Here is an 18,617-nt window from a genome sequence, read left to right as displayed (position 1 = left end):
GAAAAAGCCTCAGAACTTTGCAGTTCTGAGGCTTGTCGTTTTGGTGCGGCTGGCAGGAATCGAACCCACGACCCCTTGGTTCGTAGCCAAGTACTCTATCCAGCTGAGCTACAGCCGCCAAGCTTCGAATTATAGCGTGCTTTTTGAACGCTTACGGAAAACCATGAAAATATCGAAAAATAACCGTTGACCAACGACTGGGCCATTGCCTGGACCATTGCCACGGCCTCTGTGCGTGGCGCCTGAAACGAAAAAGCCTCAGAACTTTGCAGTTCTGAGGCTTGTCGTTTTGGTGCGGCTGGCAGGAATCGAACCCACGACCCCTTGGTTCGTAGCCAAGTACTCTATCCAGCTGAGCTACAGCCGCCAAGACAACGATTGTATATCAATTTCCGGCCTCTCCGCAAAAATTGCAACCATCGCAAACTCCGGGCCCCGTGGCGCACCGGCTGGCCTATATTGGCCGGTCGCGGTTGCAGGCCCTGCCCTGCACCTGCGCGGGAGACAAACACAGCGAGCGGCCCGCCGCAGCGGCGGGAACGACAAGACATGACAGACAAGCGCGCGGCCACGCAGCCGCAACCGCCCGAGGGCGCCATGTGGGGGCAGCTGTTTCGCCGCAGCGCCCGCCCCTCCCTGAGCCTGCAGGGCCAGATCCGCGAGATGCTGGTCGATGCCATCCTCTCGGGCATCCTCGCACCCGGCGAATCCATTCCCTCCAGCCGCGAGCTGGCGCGCCACCTGGGCGTGGCACGCATCACCGTCGTGCTGGCCTACCAGCAGCTGGCCGAGGAAGCCTTTTTGCTGAGCCGCCAGCGCAAGGGCCACTTCATCCATCCCGAGGTACTCAAGGGGCGCACGCCGGGCGGCGCTGCGGCCAGCAGCACCCCTGGCGAAGGCCGCCGCACCGACTGGTCGCGGCGCCTGTGGCTGCTGCCCAGCCAGCAGCGCAGCATCGTCAAGGAAGAGGACTGGCAGCGCTACCCCTATCCCTTTCTGTACGGCCAGTTCGACAAGGAGCTGTTTCCCACGGCCGCCTGGCGCGAGTGCTGCCTCAAGGCCCTGGGCGTGCTGGACATACGCCAGTGGGCGCCCGACCAGATCGCGCGCGACGACGAGATGCTGATCCAGCAGGTGCAGACCAAGATCCTGCCGCGCCGCGGCGTCTGGGCCTCGGCCGACGAGCTGATCATTACCGTGGGTGCGCAGCACGCCCTGTACATGGTGGCCGACCTGCTGATGCGCGAGGGCACGGCCGTGGGCATCGAGGAGCCCGGCTACCCCGACGCGCGCAACATCTTCAGCAGCCGCACTTCACAGGTCATCCCGCTGCCGGTGGACGGCCAGGGCCTGCCGGTCACGCCGCTGCTGCGCCAGCTCGACTACCTCTACGTGACCCCCAGCCACCAGTGCCCCACGGGCGTGACCATGCCGCTGGCGCGGCGCGAGGCGCTGCTGGAAATGGCCGAGGCGCACGACATCATCCTCATCGAGGACGACTACGAGAGCGAGAGCAGTTTCGACGGCCAGCCCATTCCGGCGCTCAAGAGCCTGGACCGCAGCAACCGCGTGATCTACGTGGGCAGCCTGTCCAAGAGCCTGGCGCCAGGCCTGCGCGTGGGCTACATCGTGGCTGCGCCCGAGCTGATCCGCGAGCTGCGCGCGCTGCGCCGGCTGATGATCCGCCACCCCGCCACCTTCGTGCAGCGCACGCTGGCCATGTTCATCTCCCTGGGCCATTACGAGGCCCAGCAGCGGCGCCTGGCACAGGCGCAGAAGGAGCGGCACGCGGCGCTGACGGCCGCCATGGCCGAGCATGCGCCCGGCTGCCGCATCACGCCCGTGCGCGGCGGCGGCTCGTGCTGGGTGCAGTTGCCCGACCACATGCCTGTGCAGGCCCTGGCGCAGCGCGCCGCAGCGCATGGCGTGCTCATCGAGCCCGGCGATGTGTTCTTCGCCCGCCCGGGCACGCCCGGCAGCTTCATGCGCATGGGCTACCAATCCATACCCGCCAACGACATCGGCCAGGGCGTGAAGGCCCTGGCCGATGCGATGCGCGAGGAGCAGCCCGAGGAGTAACGCGAAAAGTGGCCGGAACCGGCCCCGCCGGTCCCGTCGCCCTGGGTCAGTACTTCTGCGGCTCGGGCTGCGCGGCCTCGGACAGCGAGGACACCACCGGCGCCACGCCACGCTGCAGGAACTGCCGCACGCCATAGGCCAGCAGCAGGATGCACAGGCTGGCCACGCCCAGCGCCAGCGGCGTGCGCTGCTCGGGGATGAAGGCCATGGCGATGACGATGGACAGCATGCCGAAGATGGCGAACCAGGTCAGGTACGGATAGCACCACATGCGCACCTTGAGCAGGTGCGGCGCCTCGCGCTCCAGGCGGGAGCGCAGGCGCAGCTGCGAGATGGCGATCAGGATGTAGACGAAGATCGCCACCGTGCCGTAGGAATTGACCAGGAAGGCGAACACCTTGTCGGGCGACACATAGGACATCACCACGGCGCCGTAGCCGAACACCGTGGCCACCAGGATGGCGCGCGTGGGCACGCCGTTGCGGCTGACCTTGGCCAGCGCCTGGGGCGCATCGCCGCGCCGCGTCAGCGCGAACAGCATGCGCGAGGATGCATACAGCCCCGAGTTCAGCGCCGACAGCACGGCCGTCAGCACGATGGCGTTCATGATCTGCGCGGCAGCCGGCACGCCCATGGTGTTCAGTGCGCTCACATACGGCGTGGCGATGCCAACCGCATTCCAGGGCACCAGGCAGGCCACCAGGAAGATGGAGCCCACATAGAACACCAGCACGCGCGTGATCACCGAGCTGGTGGCCTTGGCCACGGCCTTCTGCGGCTCGGCCGTTTCAGCCGCCGCGATGGTCACGATCTCGGCGCCGAAGTAAAAGCCCGTGGCCGCCACGGCCCCGGTCAGCACCGGCACGATGCCGTTGGGCATGAAGCCGCCATTGCCGGTGAGGTTGCCGAAGTGCATGCCCTGCGACGCAGGCGTCAGGCCCAGCACGTAGACGCCGGCAACGAACAGGAAGACCACGATGGCCGCCACCTTGATGGAGGCGAACCAGAACTCGAACTCGCCAAAGGACTTCACCGAGACCAGGTTGGTCAGCGTCAGCATCACCAGCAGCACCAGGCTGATGCTCCAGCTGGGCACATCGGGCAGCCAGTAGCGCACCAGGTCGGCACCGGCGACGGCCTCCAGCGCCACGACGATGACCCAGAAGTACCAGTACATCCAGCCCGTCAGAAAGCCTGCCAGCCGGCCCACGCCGGGGCGGTCGCGCCAGGCCTCTCGCGCATATTCGTAGAAGGACCCTCCGCCGGGCATGGAGCAGGCCAGCTCGCCCAGCATGCGCATGACCAGCACCACGAGCAGGCCCGTGATGAGGAAGGAAAGAATCGCGGCCGGCCCGGCCGACTTGATGACGACGCCGCTGCCCACGAACAGCCCGGCGCCGATGACGCCGCCCAGGGCGATCATGGTCATGTGCCGCTGTTTGAGCCCGTGTGAAAGCCCCGGCGAAGAGGCTTGCTGATGTCCGATCATGTCTTGTCTCCTGTTGCGTTCAGGCGCCACGGCTGATGCTCTGTTGTGGTGGCTGCGCAGGTGCGCGCCTTGCCGTGGCGTATCCGGTGTTCCCGGTGGCACGGGGCCGCAAGGCCCCGCGCCGTCAGGCGGCCGCCACCGGCGGGCGGTCCTTGCGGAAGGCGTTCTTCACGGCGATCTTTCCGTCCTTGAAGGTGAAGACATCCACCATGCGCGCTTCCACGCGCAGGCCGTCGGCCTTGGTGCCCTTGAAGGTGCTCTCGGACACGCCACGGTCGCCCTGCACGAAATGGTCTCCATCGAGCCAGGCCGCATCGGGGAAGGCCTGCCAGGCCATCTGGAAACCCTCGCGCACCGCCTGGCGGCCGACGAAGCTGCGGCCCATGAGATCGGGCCCGGCCACGGCGTGGAACTCGCATTCATCGGCCATGAAGCCCATCAGGGCCTCGATGTCGTGGCGGTTCCAGGCCTCGGCGAAGCGGGCCAGGAACTGGGCATCCGGAGGGTTGGTGTCTGCGCTCATGCTGTCTCCTTGTCTGTGGTGGGTACCACGGCGCCGGGCCCCGGGCAGGGCCGCCGCGCCGCGTCATCGAAATGTCGATGGGCCATGGTAGGTAGCAGGCACACGGACCCGTTAGAACCAGATGCCATCAATCGTTAGGTCCAGGCGCGCGCACCGGCCGCCACTGGCTCTATCGAAAGCTTGGCTGTGGCGCTAACTGGCTCCATGGCCTGCTGGCTATGCTGATTCCATCGTCGGCGCACCGCCTTGCAGGGCTCGCCGGCATTGGCCCCATTCCACCGAATCCATAGCAAAAAGCGGCAGATCCCAAGCCGCCGCACCAGGAGACATCCGCCATGAAAGCCGAGGACATCCGCCCCAGCCACCTGCGTCCCTATGACCCGAAATACGACCCGCTGGTGGCGGCCAACCCGGGCCATGGCACGGGCTATGCGCCCACCTACTGGGTCGGCACGGCGGGACGCCCGCCAGATGATGACGGCCCCGTCAGCGGCGACATGGACGTGGATGTGGCCATCGTCGGCTCGGGCTTCACGGGCCTGGCCACGGCGCTGTTCCTGGCGCGCGAGCACGGCATACGCGCCGTGGTGCTGGACGCCAACCAGACCGCCTGGGGCTGCACCAGCCGCAACGGCGGCCAGGGGCAGAACGCCAGCGGGCGCCTGTACCGCTCGCAATGGATCGCACGCTGGGGCAAGGACGTGGCGCTCAAGCTCGACGCCGAGATCCGCGAGGGCTTCCAGACCTTCAAGGACCTGGTGGCCGAATTCCCCGAGTGCGAGCCCCAGCCCGGCGGCCACCTCTACATCGCCCACCGCGAAAAGAAACTCGACTTCCTGCGCAACGAGACCCAGATCATGCGCGAGGTCTTCGGCTACGACGCCCGCATGCTCAGCCCCGAGGAGCTGCGCCGCGACTATGTGAACGATGCCGACAGCCACGGCGCCATGCACGAGCCCGACGGCATCGGCGTGCACCCGCTCAAGCTGGCCTTCGGCTACCTGCGCAAGGCGCGGGAGCTGGGCGTCAAGGTGCACCCGGCCAGTCCGGTGCTGGGCGTCGAGACGCGCAACGGCGTGCACCACCTGCGCACGCCCGGCGGCACCGTGCGGGCGCGCGCCGTGGGCTTTGCCACGGGCGGCTACACCAGCAACACCCTGCATGGCAGCCTGCGCTCCAAGATCATGCCCATCCTCTCGAACTCGCTGGTCACGCGGCCGCTGACCGAGCAGGAGCTGGAGGCCACGGGCTTCAAGACCACCCAGGTCATCACCGACACCCGCACGCTGCGCTTTTACTACCGCCGCCTGCCCGACAACCGCGTGCAGATCGGCAGCCGCAGCGCCGTCACGGGTGCCGATGCGCCCAACCCCATCCACATGGCCAAGCTGGTGGACGGCCTGCACCGCAAGTTCCCGGCGCTCGAAGGCATCACCATCGACTACTCCTGGTGGGGCTGGGTCGATGTGAGCCACGACATGATGCCGCGCGTCTTCCAGCCCGATCCGGCCCAGAGCATCTTCTACGCCGTGGGCTACGGTGGCAACGGCGTCTCCTTCTCGGCCCACGCGGGCCGTCGCATGGCCGAGCGCATCGCGGGGCGCCAGAGCAAGACCTTCGAGCTGCCCATCTACAACTCGGAGCTGGAGTATCCGAACGTCTTCAACATGGTGCGCTCACCGGCGTTTGCGCCGTTTCGCCGGTTGGGGCAGCGGTTCCTGTACCACTGGTACTACATGCGCGACGAAAAGCTCTGAACCCCAGCCGTTTGCTGCTTGGGCCGGCCACCTGCAGGGGGCCGGCCCTTTTTTCAGCGGCGCCGGGGTCAGCCACCTGCTACCGGTTCCGCATCCAGTCGGCCGTGTTCATGAAGCTGGCCTTGAGGCGCACGCGCAGCTCCTCGGGCACGCCGGTCTCGCCCATGGCCTGGTCCATGCAGGCCACCCACTGGTCGCGTTCCAGGATGCCGATGGAAAACGGCATGTGGCGCATGCGCAGGCGCGGATGGCCGAAGCGGTCCTGGTAGTGGTCGGGGCCGCCCAGCCAGCCGCACAGGAACCAGAACAGCTTCTGGCGCGCATCGGCCAGCGTGCTGCCATGGGCGGCGCGCAGTTCGGCGTAGCCGGGCTCCAGGTCCATCAGATCGTAGAAACGGTCCACCAGGGCCTGCACCCTGGGCTCGCCGCCGATCCATTCATACGGGGTCTGGGGGGCGTTGTGCTGGGATTCCTCTGACATGGCGAAAAGCGGCTGGCGGCTGAGTGAAACCCGCGATTGTCAGGCATGTGCCATGTCCGTGCCCGCACCGGTATCCGTGGGGGCCCCGGCACGCAGGAACCCGTACACCGCCAGCGCCGTGAGCACCGTGATGCCCGCCAGCACATCCAGCAAGATGCCAAAGGCCTGGCCATAGGCCGCCAACACGGCGGGTGCAGACAGGCCGGGCAGCAGGGCCATGGCCTCGGCGATGTTCCCTGTCACCAGCAACTGCGCCGCGCGGCCGGCGGCATGCAAGGACTGCACTGCCTGCATCGCCTGGGGCGCCTGAGGCGCCAGGGCCGACAGACGCCATGCCAGCAATGCGGCCAGCCCCGCGCCCACCAGCGCCAGCGCCATGCCCTCGCCCGCCACGCGCACCGTGCTGAAAATTCCCGTGGCCATGCCGGCGCGCTCGCTGGGCACCACGCTCACGGCCAGGCCATCCATCAACCCCCAGGGCAGCCCGATGCCCAGGCCGATCAGCAGCAGCGGGGGCGCCATCTGCGCAAAGGCCGTGCCCGGCGCGCACCCGCCCAGCCACAGCAGGCCCGCCGCGCAAACCAGCAACCCCGCCAGGCACAGCAGCGCGGCCGAAACCCAGCGCGTGAGCCAGCCCGCCAGCAACGGCACGAACAGCATGGGCAGGGACAGCACAAACATCAGCTGCCCCGCCTGCAGCGGCGCCATGCCCTCCACGCCGATGAAGCGCACCGGCAGCAGCACCAGCAGCACCACGAAGGCATAGGCCGGCGCACCCGCCAGCAACTGCACGCCCACGAAACGCGGATAGCGAAACAGCGACAGGTCCAGCATGGGCTGCCCCGTGCGCTGCTGCACGCGCCGCTCCACGGCCACAAAGGCCGCCAGCGCCAGCGCGGCACCGGCCAGCGGCAGCAGCGCCGCCCCGCTGGACCAGCCCGCCTCCGGCCCCTGCAGCACGCCCCAGGTCAGCAGCGCCAGGGCCGCGGTGAACAGCAGCGCACCAGCCCGGTCCAGCCGCTGCGCCTGCGGATTGCGCGACTCCGGCATGCAACGCAGCCCCAGCACCAGCGCGGCCAGCGCCACGGCGGCCACGCAAAGCATCACGCCGCGCCAGCCCGCCACGCCCAGCAACCAGCCCGACAGCAACGGCCCGAAGGCCAGGCCCACGCCGAACGACGTGCCCACGCAGCTGAAGGCCCGCATGCGCCCCGCTCCATCGAATACCTGGGCCAGCGCCGCCGTGCCACCCGCCAGCGCGGCGGCCGCGCCCAGGCCCTGCAGCCCGCGCAGCAGATTGAAGCCGATGATGGCCCCCTGCCCGCGCAGGCAGGCCTGGGCCAGCGCGCTGGCCAGCACCACGCCCAGCCCCATCAGGAAAACGCGCCGCCGCCCGTGCAGATCGGCCAGCGCGCCGGCCGCCATCAGCGTGGCGCCAAAGCTCAGCATGAAGGCATTCGTCACCCAGTTGAGCGCCAGCGGCCCGCCGCCCAGCGCCTCGCGCAGCGCAGACAGGGCCACGGCCGGCCCGGTAAAGCTCAGCGGCATGGCCAGCGCCGCGAGACACACCGACAACAGCACCCAGACCGGGGATGCACGCGGTCGCTCCGTGCCGTGGAGCGCAGCCGGTGCGCGGGGAGAAGTCAGAGAGGAAGACATGGTTGGCAAGGCTTTCGCAATTTCCCGGCCGCACATGGCCGGGCATGCATGAACGATAAAAGCGCTGCAATGCCGTGAAAATAGCTGTCAGACTCCCCACACTCCCAACCCAGGGTTGGCAATCGACATGGACAGCTTCAGTGGACTCGAATCCTTTGTGTGTGCAGCCGACCTGCTGAGCTTTGCCGAGGCCGGGCGCGCCCTGGGCATCTCGGCCTCGGCCGTGGGCAAGAACGTGGCGCGGCTGGAACAGCAACTGGGCCTGCGCCTGTTCCAGCGCACCACGCGCCAGGTGCGGCTCACGCAGGAAGGCGCGCTGTTCCACGAGCGCTGCCGCCGCATCCTGGATGAACTGCACGATGCCCGCGCCACCATGCAGGCCGCCGCCCAAGCCCCACGCGGGCGGCTGCGCGTGAGCCTGCCCACCATCGGCTACCGCTTCCTGCTGCCCGTGCTGCCCGAATTCCAGGCCCTGTACCCGGAGGTTGACCTGGACCTGGACTTCAACGATCACCTGGTGGACGTGGTCGAGGCCGGCCTGGACGTGGTCATCCGCAGCGGCGAACTGGCCGACTCGCGCCTGGTGGCGCGCCGGCTGGGGCCGTTCCGCTTCATCCTGGCCGCCTCACCCGACTACCTGGCGGCACGGGGCATTCCGCAATCGCCCGCCGAACTGGCACGGCACAGCTGCCTGCGCTACCGCTTCCTGAGCAGCGGCAAGCTGGAGGAGTGGGTGCTCCCCGGCATGCCGCCCCACCTGCCCGCCGCCCTGGTCTGCAACAACATGGAAGCCATGCTGGGTGCCGCCGTGGCGGGCATGGGGCTGGCCTATATGCCCGACTTCCTGGCGCGCGATGCACTGCGGCGTGGCGAACTGCAGCGGGTGCTGGCCGAGGAGCTGACGCACACGGGGCAGTTTTCTGCGCTGTGGGCGTCGAGCCGGCAGTTGTCGCCTAAGGTGAGGGCGTTTGTGGATTTTGTGGGGGGGAGGTTGTTCAAGGAGTCTTGAACGGGGCCGTCCCCTGCTGTTGCTCGTTTCTGCCCCTGCCGGGTGGTTGTTTTTCGAGGCCGGGTCTCGGCCCGGCGGCCGACCTACTTTCCTTTGTTTCGCCAAAGGAAAGTAGGCAAAGCAAAGGCGACCCGAATGTCCGCGACCCTCCGCTTCGCTGCGGGCAACCTGCGTCGTGGCGGTTGCGGGGTTCGCTGCGGAACTCGCTTTGCGCTTCGCGCGCCGCTCAGACAACCGCAGCGAGTCAGATCACGAAGCAGTCCTGTCCTTCGGCAGGACTGCAACCCCGCAACCACCACGCCGCAGGCGCTGACATACGGGAAGTTGGTGCGGGCCTTTGCTTCGCTCGGCCCCTGGTTTGAAGCCGAACGCAGTGATGGCGCCGGCTGTTGGCTGTTGGCTGTTGGCTGTTGGCTGTTGGCTGTTGGCTGTTGGCTGTTGGCTGTTCCCCAGCCTCCCCCCTTCTGCCCACGCCTGCGTTGGGCGGGATGCGGGGTGGCAGCCCTGCCGAAGGACAGGGCTGCTTCGTCATCTGACTTGCCGCAGTTGTTTGAGCGAAGCGCGCCAGCGCGCAGCGAGTTCTGCGGCACACCCCGCATCCCGCCCAACGCAGGTCGCCCCGTAGCGAAGCGAAGGGGTCGTGGGCAGTGCGGGGCGCGCTTCTTTGCCTACTTTCTTGCCGCGCGGCAAGAAAGTAGGTCGGCCGCCGGGCCGAGACCCGGCCTCGAAAAGAAACCGCCCGGCAGGGGCAAAAAACAGAAATCAAAGTCCTACTCAGCCACCTGCCTCAACGTATCCATCACAGGCCTCCTCAACACCTCCCGCAACGCCCACCACCCCGCCATCCAGGCCAGCAGGGCCCCGGCCACGGCCCCTGCCAGAGGAGCCCACCAGGGCACGGTCCAGCTGAACTCGAATACCCAGCGCGCCAAGGCCCAGCCCACGGCCCCGGCGGCGCAGCTGGCCAGGAAGCCGGCCAGCAGGCCCACACCGGCGAGTTCGGCACGCTGCACCTGCGCCAGCAGCCGGGCCTGGGCGCCGACGGCGCGCATGATGGCGTACTCGCGGGCGCGCTCCTCGCGCGTGGCGGTGACGGCGGCGAAGAGCACGACCAGGCCGGCCGCCAGGGTGAAGCCGAAGAGGAATTCCACCGCGCGTATCACCTGATCCAGCACGCGCTGCACCTGGGCCAGCGTGGTGCTCAGGTCCACGTTGGTGATATTGGGAAACTCGCGCACCAGGGCGTTGTCGAAGCCCGCCACGTCGGGCGCGCGGTAGGCGGCCAGGTAGCTGACGGCCACGTCGTTCAGGTGGTCCACGGGGTAGATGACGAAGAAGTTGGCCCGCATCGATCCCCAGTCCACCTTGCGCAGGCTGGTGATGCGCGCCTCGCTGGGCACGCCGCCCACGTCGAAGCCCAGCGTGTCGCCCAGCTTGAGGCCCAGCGTCTCAGCAATGCCGTCCTCCACGCTGATCTCCCCCTTGGCGCCAGGCGTCCAGGTGCCTGCCGTGATCAGGTTGTGCGCGGGCGCCTGCGCCGTGGTGGAGAGGTTGAACTCCCGGTCCACCAGGCGCTTGGCGCGGTCTTCGCTGAAGTCGTCGGGGCTGACCGGCTTGCCGTTGACGCTCACCAGGCGCCCCCGGATCATGGGGAACCAGTCATAGGAGGTGACGCCGGCCTTGTCCAGCGCCGCGCGGAAACCATCGGCCTGCTCGGGCTGTACGTTGATGACGAAGCGGTTGGGTGCATTGGCCGGCGTGGCCTGGCGCCAGCTGCCGATGAGGTCGGTGCGCAGCAGCACCAGCAGCATGAGCGCCAGCAGGCCCACGGCCAGGCTGCTGATCTGCACCACGGCATAGGCCGGGCGCGCGGCGATCTGGCGCGTGGCCAGCACCAGCCAGCGCGGCGCCGTGCTCTCGTGCACCAGGCGGCGCAGCATCTGTACCGCCAGCCAGCCCAGGGCCGCGAACAGCAGCACGGCCACGGCAAAGCCGCCCACGGCGATCAGGCCCAGCTTGATGTCGCGGCTGGCGGCCAGCAGCAGCGCGGCAAAGCCGGCCACGCCCACGCCCAGCACAACCACCGATGCGGGCTTGAGCGCGCCCAGGTCACGGCGCATGACGCGCAGCGGCGGCACGCGCGCCAATTGCAGCACGGGCGGCAGGCCAAAGGCCAGCAGCAGCGTCAGGCCCATGCCCACGCCAAAGGCGGCAGGCCACAGGCCTGGCGCGGGCAAGGCGGTTTCCACCAGCCCGGCCAGCAGCAGCACGAACACATGGTGGATGGCCCAGCCCAGCAGCACGCCCGCCGCGCTGGAGGCCAGGCCGACCAGCACGAACTCCACCGTGTAGGCGCCCGCAATGCGCCGCTGGCTCTGGCCCAGCACGCGCAGCATGGCCGAGGCGTCCAGGTGGCTGTTGGCAAAGCCGCGCGCCGCCAGCGCCACGGCCACGGCCGACAGCAGGGCCGCCAGCAGGGCCACCAGGCTCAGGAATTTCTCGGCGCGGTCCAGCGTCTGGCGCATTTCCGGGCGGCCGCTGTCCAGCGACTCCACGCGCACGCCATGCACGCCGGGCGCCTTGGCCTGCTGCTCGGCCCAGAGGCGGTAGCGCTGCGCGGCAGCCTCGGCGCCAGAGCCTTCGCCGGCCACGGCAAGGCGGTAGGTGATGCGGCTGGCCGGCTGCACCAGACCCGTGGCGGCCAGGTCGGCGGAGGCGATCATCACGCGCGGCGCAAAGTTCATGAAGCCCGCGCCCCGGTCGGGCTCGATGGCGATGATGCGCGCCACGCGCAGTTGCGCATCGCCCAGCAGCAGCACGTCTCCCACCCCAATGCCCAGCGCCTCCAGCAGCGGCGCATCGACCCAGGCCTCGCCCCGCGCCGGAATATCGCGCGTGGCCCGCTCGGCCGCGCCCGGCGCATCGGCCACGCGCAGGCTGCCGCGCAACGGATAGCCAGGCACCACGCTCTTGAGCGCCACCAGCCGGCTCATGCCGCCCTGGGCGTCACTGGCGCGCGCCATGGTCGGAAAGCTGGCCGTCTCCACGGACTGCAGGCCCTCGGCGCGCGCCTGCTCGGCAAAGGCCGGCGCCGTGGGGTTGTCGCTGACCACCACCACATCGCCGCCCAGCAGCTGGCGCGCATCACGCTGCAGCCCCGCCTGCAGCCGGTCGGCAAAAAATCCCACCGAGCTGAGCGCGGCCACGGCCAGCATCACGGCGACGATCAACAGGCGCAACTCGCCCGCGCGCAGGTCGCGCCACAGGGTGCGCCAACCCAGGGTCCATGCAGAAGATCCATTCATGCCGCGCAGATTAGCGCAGGCAGCGATGGGCAGCATCGCGCAACGGCTATTGGCAGGCGTGGGCCCGATGCGCGACAAGCCCGCCCCCTCGATGCGGTGATCTCCCGCCCTGCACCACCACGGCGCACCCCGCCCCTGCACGGTGCGGCGGGCGCATTGCGGTGCACGCTGCCTGCCGGCCGTACAGCCATGCACCACGGGCAGGCGCTGCACCGCATGCTGGCACGGCGCTTGCATTGGCTGCGCTGACCCGCCGGCCACAGCCTGCGGCCCCGCAAACACTGGATGCAGAACGCAGGACGCCAGATGAACATCGTTGTGATCGGCCACGGCATGGTGGGCCATAAATTCCTCGAGCAGTTGCATGCCCTGGGCGTGGCGGATGCGAACGTCACCGTGCTGTGCGAGGAGCCACGCGCCGCCTATGACCGCGTTCACCTGTCGGAGTTCTTCTCGGGCAAGAGCGCCGAGGACTTGAGCCTGGTCGAGCCCGGCTTCTTCGAGGCCAGCGGTTTCGCGCTGCGCCTGGCCGCCAGGGCCGCAACGGTGGAGCGGCGCGACCGCACCGTGACCACGGCCGATGGCGAGGTCATCCCCTACGACAGGCTGGTGCTGGCCACGGGCTCGGCGCCCTTCGTGCCGCCCGTGCCGGGGCGCGACCGGCCGCACTGCTTTGTCTACCGCACCATCGAGGACCTGGAGGCCATGCAGGCATCGGCCGCGCGCTCCAGGACCGGCGTGGTGGTGGGCGGTGGCCTGCTGGGCCTGGAATGCGCCAAGGCCCTGCGCGACCTGGGCCTGGAGACCCATGTGGTCGAGTTCGCCCCGCGCCTGATGGCCGTGCAGGTGGACGACGGCGGCGGCCGCGTGCTGCGCAGCAAGATCGAGGACCTGGGCGTGCAGGTGCACACGGGCCGCAATACGCTGGAGATCACCGACGGCGCCACGGCGCGCCACCGCATGGTGTTTGCCGACGGCACGCACCTGGAGACCGACATGATCGTCTTCTCGGCCGGCATCCGCCCGCGCGACGAGATCGCGCGCCAGTGCGCCCTGGCCATAGGCCCGCGCGGCGGCGTGGCCGTGGACGACCATTGCCGCGCCAGCGACCGCAATGTCTACGCCATTGGCGAATGCGCCTCCTGGCGCGAGCAGACCTTCGGCCTGGTGGCTCCCGGCTATGACATGGCGCGCGTGGCGGCCCGCCACATCGCGGGCGAGGCCGAGGCCGCCTTCGGCGGGGCCGATCTCAGCACCAAGCTCAAGCTCATGGGCGTGGATGTGGCCAGCATCGGCGACGCCCAGGGCAAGACGCCGCGCAGCCGCAACTACCAGTTCATCGACGAGCGCAAGCAGGTCTACAAGAAGATCGTGGTCAGCGAGGACGGCCGCCAGCTGCTGGGCGCCGTGCTGGTGGGCAATGCCGATGAGTACGGCACGCTGCTGCAGATGACGCTCAATGGCATCGCCCTGCCCGAGGAGCCCGAGTTCCTCATCCTGCCCTCCAGCGACGGCAAGGCCAGGCCCGGCCTGGGCGTGGACGCCCTGCCCGACACGGCGCAGATCTGCTCGTGCAACAACGTCACCAAGGCGCAGATCTGCGCGGCCGTGGGCGAAGGCAACTGCACCATGGCCGAGCTCAAGTCCTGCACCCAGGCCGGCGCCACCTGCGGCGGCTGCGTGCCGCTGGCCACCCAGGTCATGAAGGCCGAGATGGCCCGGCGCGGCATGGCCGTCAACAACCATGTCTGCGAGCATTTCCCGCATTCGCGCCAGCAGCTGTACCACCTGGTGCGCGTGGGCGGCATCAAGACCTTCGACGAGCTGCTGCACCGCCACGGCAAGGGTCTGGGCTGCGATGTCTGCAAGCCGCTGGCGGCCAGCATCCTGGCCTCGTGCTGGAACGAGTTCGTGCTGCAGCCCCAACTCGCCAGCCTGCAGGACAGCAACGACTACTACCTGGGCAACATCCAGAAGGACGGCAGCTACTCCGTGGTGCCGCGCATGCCCGGCGGCGAGGTCACGCCAGACGGCCTCATCGCCGTGGGCCAGGTGGCCAAGAAATACGGCCTGTACACCAAGCTCACGGGCGGAGCCCGCGTGGACCTGTTCGGCGCGCGCGTGGAGCAGCTGCCGCTGATCTGGGAGGAGCTGATCGCCGCCGGCTTCGAGTCCGGCCATGCCTACGGCAAGTCGCTGCGCACCGTCAAAAGCTGCGTGGGCTCCACCTGGTGCCGCTACGGCGTGGACGACAGCGTGGGCCTGGCCGTGCAGCTGGAAAACCGCTACAAGGGCCTGCGTGCGCCGCACAAGATCAAGTTCGGCGTCTCGGGCTGCACGCGCGAATGCGCCGAGGCCCAGGGCAAGGACGTGGGCGTGATCGCCACCGACAAGGGCTGGAACCTCTACGTCTGCGGCAACGGCGGCATGAAGCCGCGCCATGCCGAGCTGATCGCCTCCGACCTGTCCAAGGAAAGGCTGCTGCAGCTCATCGACCGCTTCCTGATGTTCTACGTGCGCACGGCCGACCGCCTGCAGCGCACCAGCACCTGGCGCGAGAACCTGGAAGGCGGCCTGGACTACCTCAAGGACGTGGTGGTCAACGACAGCCTGGGCCTGGGCGCCGAACTGGACGCACAGATGCAGCACGTGGTGGACACCTACCAGTGCGAATGGAAGACCGCCGTCACCACGCCCGAAGTGCGCCAGCGCTTTCGCAGCTTCATCAACAGCGACCAGCCCGACGAGCACATCGTCTTCGTGCAGGAGCGCGGCCAGATCCGCCCGGCGCGCAGCGAAGAGCGCAGCGAGGCCCTGGCCTGATCCAGGCCCGCACCGATACCAGGGACAAGGCACTGCCATGACACACCCCACCCAAGAACACTGGATGCCCGTCTGCGCCACCCGCGACATCGTCCCCGACACGGGGGTCTGCGCCCTGGTCGAAGGCCGGCATGTGGCGGTCTTTCGCCTTGGCGAAGACCGCTTCTACGCCATAGACAACGTGGACCCGCGCTGCGGCGCCAGCGTGCTCGCACGCGGCCTGGTCGGCAGCCTGGGCGAGCGCATCGTCGTCGCCTCGCCCATCTACAAGCACCACTTCGACCTGGCCACCGGCGAATGCCTGGAAACGCCCGAGCACTCCGTGCGCGCCCATGCGGTGCGCAGCGAAAACGGACAGTTGCTGGTCGCGCTGCACTGAGGTCCCGGGCAGACCAGCCTGGGGAGGGGTCCCCCCGTCCCGTGATGGCGCGGTAGAACCATCTGCCTTGCATATCGGCATCACCACGGCGGTGGACGAAGACGCACCGCGCCTGTTCCAGTGGGACCATACGTTCTCCTGGTATGTGTGGAACGGCGGCTCCCCCGCGGCCCAGTTCGGCCTGAGCGCAGGCTGGGTCAGCGTGGCGGGCATCACCCGGCTGCCGGCCCGCTGGGACGATGACGGCGAACGCTTCAAGCACCAGGGCGACGGCATCATCCTGCTGCTGGACGGCGCGCGCGAAACCCGCGACGTGGGAACTGCGCTGTTCCCCAGCCTGCTGCGCGCCGAGCTGCACGGCGTGCGCGCCACGGTGGAGGCGCACTCCAACGCAGTCACCATGGCCGGCCTGGCCGAAGGCTCTGCCGTGGGCATCGACCTGCGCGACCAGGGCAATGCCTATACCGCATCGCTGCGTGTCGTCTCGAATGGATGGACCCAGGCCTACACGATCGATCGCTGGGATTGAGCGCGGCGATCTGCCCGCCCTCCCGGCAGGCGCCTGCCTATGATGGCGCTCTGCCGATCCTCCGATATGCCCCTTGCGCCCTCACCATCCATGAACTACCGCATTGAAGACCACGTCCCCGCCGTCCAGGACTACATCCAGATCCGGCTGGCTGCCGGCCTGAGCCGCAAGTCGCCCGAGGCGGCCGCCATCGGCCTGAAAAACGGCCTGTTCAGCGTGGTCGTCTATGCCGATGCAACGCCGGTTGGCATAGGCCGCGTGATCGGAGACGGCGGCTGCTTCTTCGAAATCGTGGACATCGCCGTCATCCCCGAGCACCAGAAAAAGGGCCTGGGCCACCTCATCATGCAGCGCCTGATGCAGTACATCCACGGCAATGCCCTGCCCACGGCCTATGTCAGCCTCATGGCCGACCACGGCACGCCGGAGTTCTATCGCCGCTATGGGTTCGAACCCTCCCTGCTGCCCAAAAAGGCGGGCATGTCCTTGCGCATTGTTTGACTGCAGAGGCCCGATCTAGACAGAGATGAACAACAAACTGAGAGCAGCGGCAGTGATCGCCGCAGCGTTTTTGGCCGTGGCCTTCCTTGTGCCTGCGCCGAAAAGTGTGCCGCTCACCGAGCGCTATCCCGGTCCTTGGAGAACTGATTTCAGCCGAGACATCGCCATCGCCCTGGGCAAGAACCAAGCTATCGGCTGCGTGCAATTCCAATACCGGGAGAGCCGCCTGGACCCAGGCGAGTACCTTGTGTACTGCAATGATCGGGGCATGTGGAGGTCCTACCTGGTCTGGATCCCGTCGCAGAAGATCACCGGGCCGCACATGATTGATGCATCGATTCCGCCGTGATCGAAGAATCCGCACTGGCGTGCAAGATGGCGCTGCATTGAGTTCAGCCACGTCCCGTGCCGGCGGCGCGGCACCATGGAATCCGCCCGCAGGGCGCCTGCCCGTGCCCGCCCTGCGGGCTCAGGCGTAGAAGGACAGCAACGCCAGGCACACGATGACCACGATGGCCGCCGTGATGAGCATCACCCTGAAGCCGCCGTCGCTGCTGCGCAGCAACCGCAACTCCAGCAGGGCCGCACCCACCCGGGCCATCCAGAAACAAAGCAGTTCCACCATGGGCGCAGCATAAGCGGCCCGGCAGATCAGGTGCGGGGCGTGGAAAATTCCGGCGAGCGCCTTGGCATCGCAGGCCATCGAGATGTCGTGAAGCCCGTTACCCACAGGGAGGTTTATGGAACAGATTCGGGAACAGTCAGCTGGCAGCAGGCCAGCCACAAAGAGGAAAAGAATCCTCATGGTCTGCACCGGCAACATCTGCCGCAGCCCCACGGCCCACGGCGTGCTCGAGAAAATGGTGGCCGACGCGGGCCTGGCGGGCCGCATCGAAGTGGACTCTGCAGGCACGCACGGCTACCACGTGGGCGAGGCACCCGACCACCGCTCCCAGGCCCATGCCGCACGGCGCGGCTATGACCTCTCGCAGCAGCGCGCGCGGCAGCTGCGGGCAGAGGATTTCAGGGCATTCGACCAGGTGCTGGTGATGGATGGCGCCAACGAATCTGCAGCGCGCAGGATCTGCCCCGAGTCCGAATGGCACCGCGTACAGCGGCTGACGGACTTCTGCACCGAACACGCGGCACGCGAAGTGCCCGACCCCTACTACGGCGGCGACCGGGGTTTCGAGGACGTGCTGGACCTGGTGGAGGATGCCTGCGCGGGGCTGCTGGCCACGCTGGGCATGGCGCCGCGCAAGGGTTGACAAGCCACGGCACCGCTTGCGCATGCGAATCCTCATTCTTTGCTTCGGCATCCTGGGCACGCTTGTGTTCGGCGCAGCCTTCGCCCTGTCGTTTTCCTCGCCATTGCTGGTCGAGAACCTGGGCAAGGAGATCATCCGCATCGAGATCGAGCGCAGGCTGGGCACCCAGCTGGATACGCTGACAGGCTCGCGCATGGCGGGCCTGGCCCAGAAGGCGCTTGGCAGGACAGAGAGCGAGATCGCCGCAGTGCGGCGCGAGATCGAGGCAGGCATCCCCGACAAGCTGGCTTCGGTCATGACCGACATGCGCCGCGCCGACTGCGAATGCCGCAAGCGCAAGGCCGTCTACGCGCAGCAACGCCAAGCCAACCAGCTGGCATCGCTGATCCAGATGCGAGCCCGGCTGGTGGAATTCATCGAGTCGGCCTACCACCAGACCACGGCCAGCCTGGTGCGGGAGTTCAGGATCTTCACTGCGTCCAATGCGCTGGTGTTTCTCGCCTTGACCGGCGTGACGGCGCGACGCAGGCAGGCGGGGCTGCAGCTGGCACTGCCCGCCATCGTGCTGGTGACCGCCTCGGCGGTGACTGCCATGCTGTATCTGTTCGCACAGGACTGGCTGCACACCATTGTGTTTGGCAGTTACATCGGCCTGGCCTACATGGCCTATCTGGCCTTTGCCATCGCGCTGCTGTGCGACATCGCATTCAACCGGGCACGCGTGTGCACACGGGCCATCAACGGCCTTGCGTCGTCTTTTGGTTCGGCATTCGAGGTCTTGCCTTGTTGAGCCCACGGCCCACCTTGCCCCGGCA

General features: G+C 68.2%; 16 protein-coding genes and 2 tRNA genes. 10 read left to right on the top strand and 8 right to left on the bottom strand.

Going from position 1 to position 18,617, the window contains the following annotated elements:
• Window positions 1–41 precede the first annotated feature (41 nt).
• Window positions 42–118: transfer RNA gene (locus A9976_RS09980), tRNA-Arg, on the bottom strand.
• 172 nt (window positions 119–290) lie between these two features.
• Window positions 291–367: transfer RNA gene (locus A9976_RS09975), tRNA-Arg, on the bottom strand.
• Window positions 368–549: 182 nt separating this feature from the next.
• Here A9976_RS09975 and A9976_RS09970 point away from each other — a divergent pair.
• Window positions 550–2,079, top strand: coding sequence for a PLP-dependent aminotransferase family protein (locus A9976_RS09970; protein ID WP_183018873.1), 1,530 nt, complete (start codon window positions 550–552; stop codon window positions 2,077–2,079).
• 46 nt (window positions 2,080–2,125) lie between these two features.
• On the opposite strand, the gene A9976_RS09965 is transcribed toward A9976_RS09970, so the two are convergent.
• Both A9976_RS09965 and A9976_RS09960 read right to left on the bottom strand, forming a co-directional pair.
• Window positions 2,126–3,568: an amino acid permease gene (locus A9976_RS09965; RefSeq protein WP_183018872.1), complete on the bottom strand. Its 1,443-nt coding sequence runs from the start codon at window positions 3,566–3,568 to the stop codon at window positions 2,126–2,128.
• 124 nt (window positions 3,569–3,692) lie between these two features.
• Window positions 3,693–4,091, bottom strand: a complete 399-nt coding sequence (locus A9976_RS09960; RefSeq protein ID WP_013803799.1) for a nuclear transport factor 2 family protein — start codon at window positions 4,089–4,091, stop codon at window positions 3,693–3,695.
• Window positions 4,092–4,426: 335 nt separating this feature from the next.
• Here A9976_RS09960 and A9976_RS09955 point away from each other — a divergent pair, with 335 nt between their 5' ends.
• Window positions 4,427–5,848, top strand: a complete 1,422-nt coding sequence (locus A9976_RS09955; RefSeq protein ID WP_183018871.1) for an FAD-binding oxidoreductase — start codon at window positions 4,427–4,429, stop codon at window positions 5,846–5,848.
• 79 nt (window positions 5,849–5,927) lie between these two features.
• On the opposite strand, the gene A9976_RS09950 is transcribed toward A9976_RS09955, so the two are convergent.
• Window positions 5,928–6,329, bottom strand: a complete 402-nt coding sequence (locus A9976_RS09950; protein ID WP_183018870.1) for a group II truncated hemoglobin — start codon at window positions 6,327–6,329, stop codon at window positions 5,928–5,930.
• A gap of 39 nt (window positions 6,330–6,368) precedes the next feature.
• A complete protein-coding gene (locus tag A9976_RS09945; RefSeq protein ID WP_259649163.1) occupies window positions 6,369–7,877 on the bottom strand; it encodes an MFS transporter in 1,509 nt (502 codons plus the stop codon).
• Between the two features lie 238 nt (window positions 7,878–8,115).
• Between A9976_RS09945 and A9976_RS09940 the strand changes: the two genes are divergently transcribed.
• Window positions 8,116–8,997 (top strand): LysR family transcriptional regulator, encoded by an 882-nt coding sequence (locus A9976_RS09940; protein WP_183018869.1) that lies wholly within the window; start codon window positions 8,116–8,118, stop codon window positions 8,995–8,997.
• Between the two features lie 770 nt (window positions 8,998–9,767).
• Here A9976_RS09940 and A9976_RS09935 read toward each other — a convergent pair.
• Complete coding sequence (locus A9976_RS09935) at window positions 9,768–12,302, bottom strand: ABC transporter permease (protein WP_183018868.1); 2,535 nt, start codon at window positions 12,300–12,302, stop codon at window positions 9,768–9,770.
• A 306-nt stretch (window positions 12,303–12,608) separates the two neighbouring features.
• Here A9976_RS09935 and nirB point away from each other — a divergent pair, with 306 nt between their 5' ends.
• The 5 genes from nirB (at window position 12,609) to A9976_RS09910 (ending at window position 16,883) form a co-directional block, all read left to right on the top strand.
• Window positions 12,609–15,125 carry a nitrite reductase large subunit NirB gene (gene nirB, locus A9976_RS09930; RefSeq protein WP_183018867.1) on the top strand — a complete coding sequence of 839 codons (2,517 nt, stop codon included), beginning with the start codon at window positions 12,609–12,611 and terminating at the stop codon, window positions 15,123–15,125.
• 37 nt (window positions 15,126–15,162) lie between these two features.
• The gene (gene nirD, locus A9976_RS09925; RefSeq protein WP_183018866.1) at window positions 15,163–15,504 is read left to right on the top strand and encodes a nitrite reductase small subunit NirD; all 342 of its coding nucleotides are present in this window, start codon (window positions 15,163–15,165) and stop codon (window positions 15,502–15,504) included.
• A 67-nt stretch (window positions 15,505–15,571) separates the two neighbouring features.
• Complete coding sequence (locus A9976_RS09920) at window positions 15,572–16,033, top strand: hypothetical protein (RefSeq protein WP_183018865.1); 462 nt, start codon at window positions 15,572–15,574, stop codon at window positions 16,031–16,033.
• A gap of 90 nt (window positions 16,034–16,123) precedes the next feature.
• Complete coding sequence (locus A9976_RS09915; protein ID WP_043823658.1) at window positions 16,124–16,534, top strand: GNAT family N-acetyltransferase; 411 nt, start codon at window positions 16,124–16,126, stop codon at window positions 16,532–16,534.
• 25 nt (window positions 16,535–16,559) lie between these two features.
• Window positions 16,560–16,883: a hypothetical protein gene (locus tag A9976_RS09910; RefSeq protein ID WP_034390963.1), complete on the top strand. Its 324-nt coding sequence runs from the start codon at window positions 16,560–16,562 to the stop codon at window positions 16,881–16,883.
• Window positions 16,884–17,003: 120 nt separating this feature from the next.
• Here A9976_RS09910 and A9976_RS09905 read toward each other — a convergent pair whose 3' ends face one another.
• A complete protein-coding gene (locus tag A9976_RS09905) occupies window positions 17,004–17,339 on the bottom strand; it encodes a hypothetical protein (protein WP_259649160.1) in 336 nt (111 codons plus the stop codon).
• On the opposite strand from A9976_RS09905, the gene A9976_RS09900 reads away from it, so the two are divergent.
• Complete coding sequence (locus tag A9976_RS09900) at window positions 17,338–17,802, top strand: low molecular weight protein-tyrosine-phosphatase (protein WP_183018864.1); 465 nt, start codon at window positions 17,338–17,340, stop codon at window positions 17,800–17,802. The two genes, A9976_RS09905 and A9976_RS09900, sit on opposite strands and share 2 nt — an antisense overlap.
• A 22-nt stretch (window positions 17,803–17,824) precedes the next feature.
• Window positions 17,825–18,592 (top strand): hypothetical protein, encoded by a 768-nt coding sequence (locus tag A9976_RS09895; protein WP_183018863.1) that lies wholly within the window; start codon window positions 17,825–17,827, stop codon window positions 18,590–18,592.
• The last annotated feature ends 25 nt before the right edge of the window (window positions 18,593–18,617 follow it).

The sequence above is a fragment of the Delftia sp. UME58 genome (assembly GCF_014170385.1).
GTDB classification, from domain to species: domain Bacteria; phylum Pseudomonadota; class Gammaproteobacteria; order Burkholderiales; family Burkholderiaceae_C; genus Comamonas; species Comamonas acidovorans.
The sequence above is the reverse complement of the archived record's forward strand: the minus strand, read 5'-3'. Positions and strand labels throughout refer to the sequence as shown.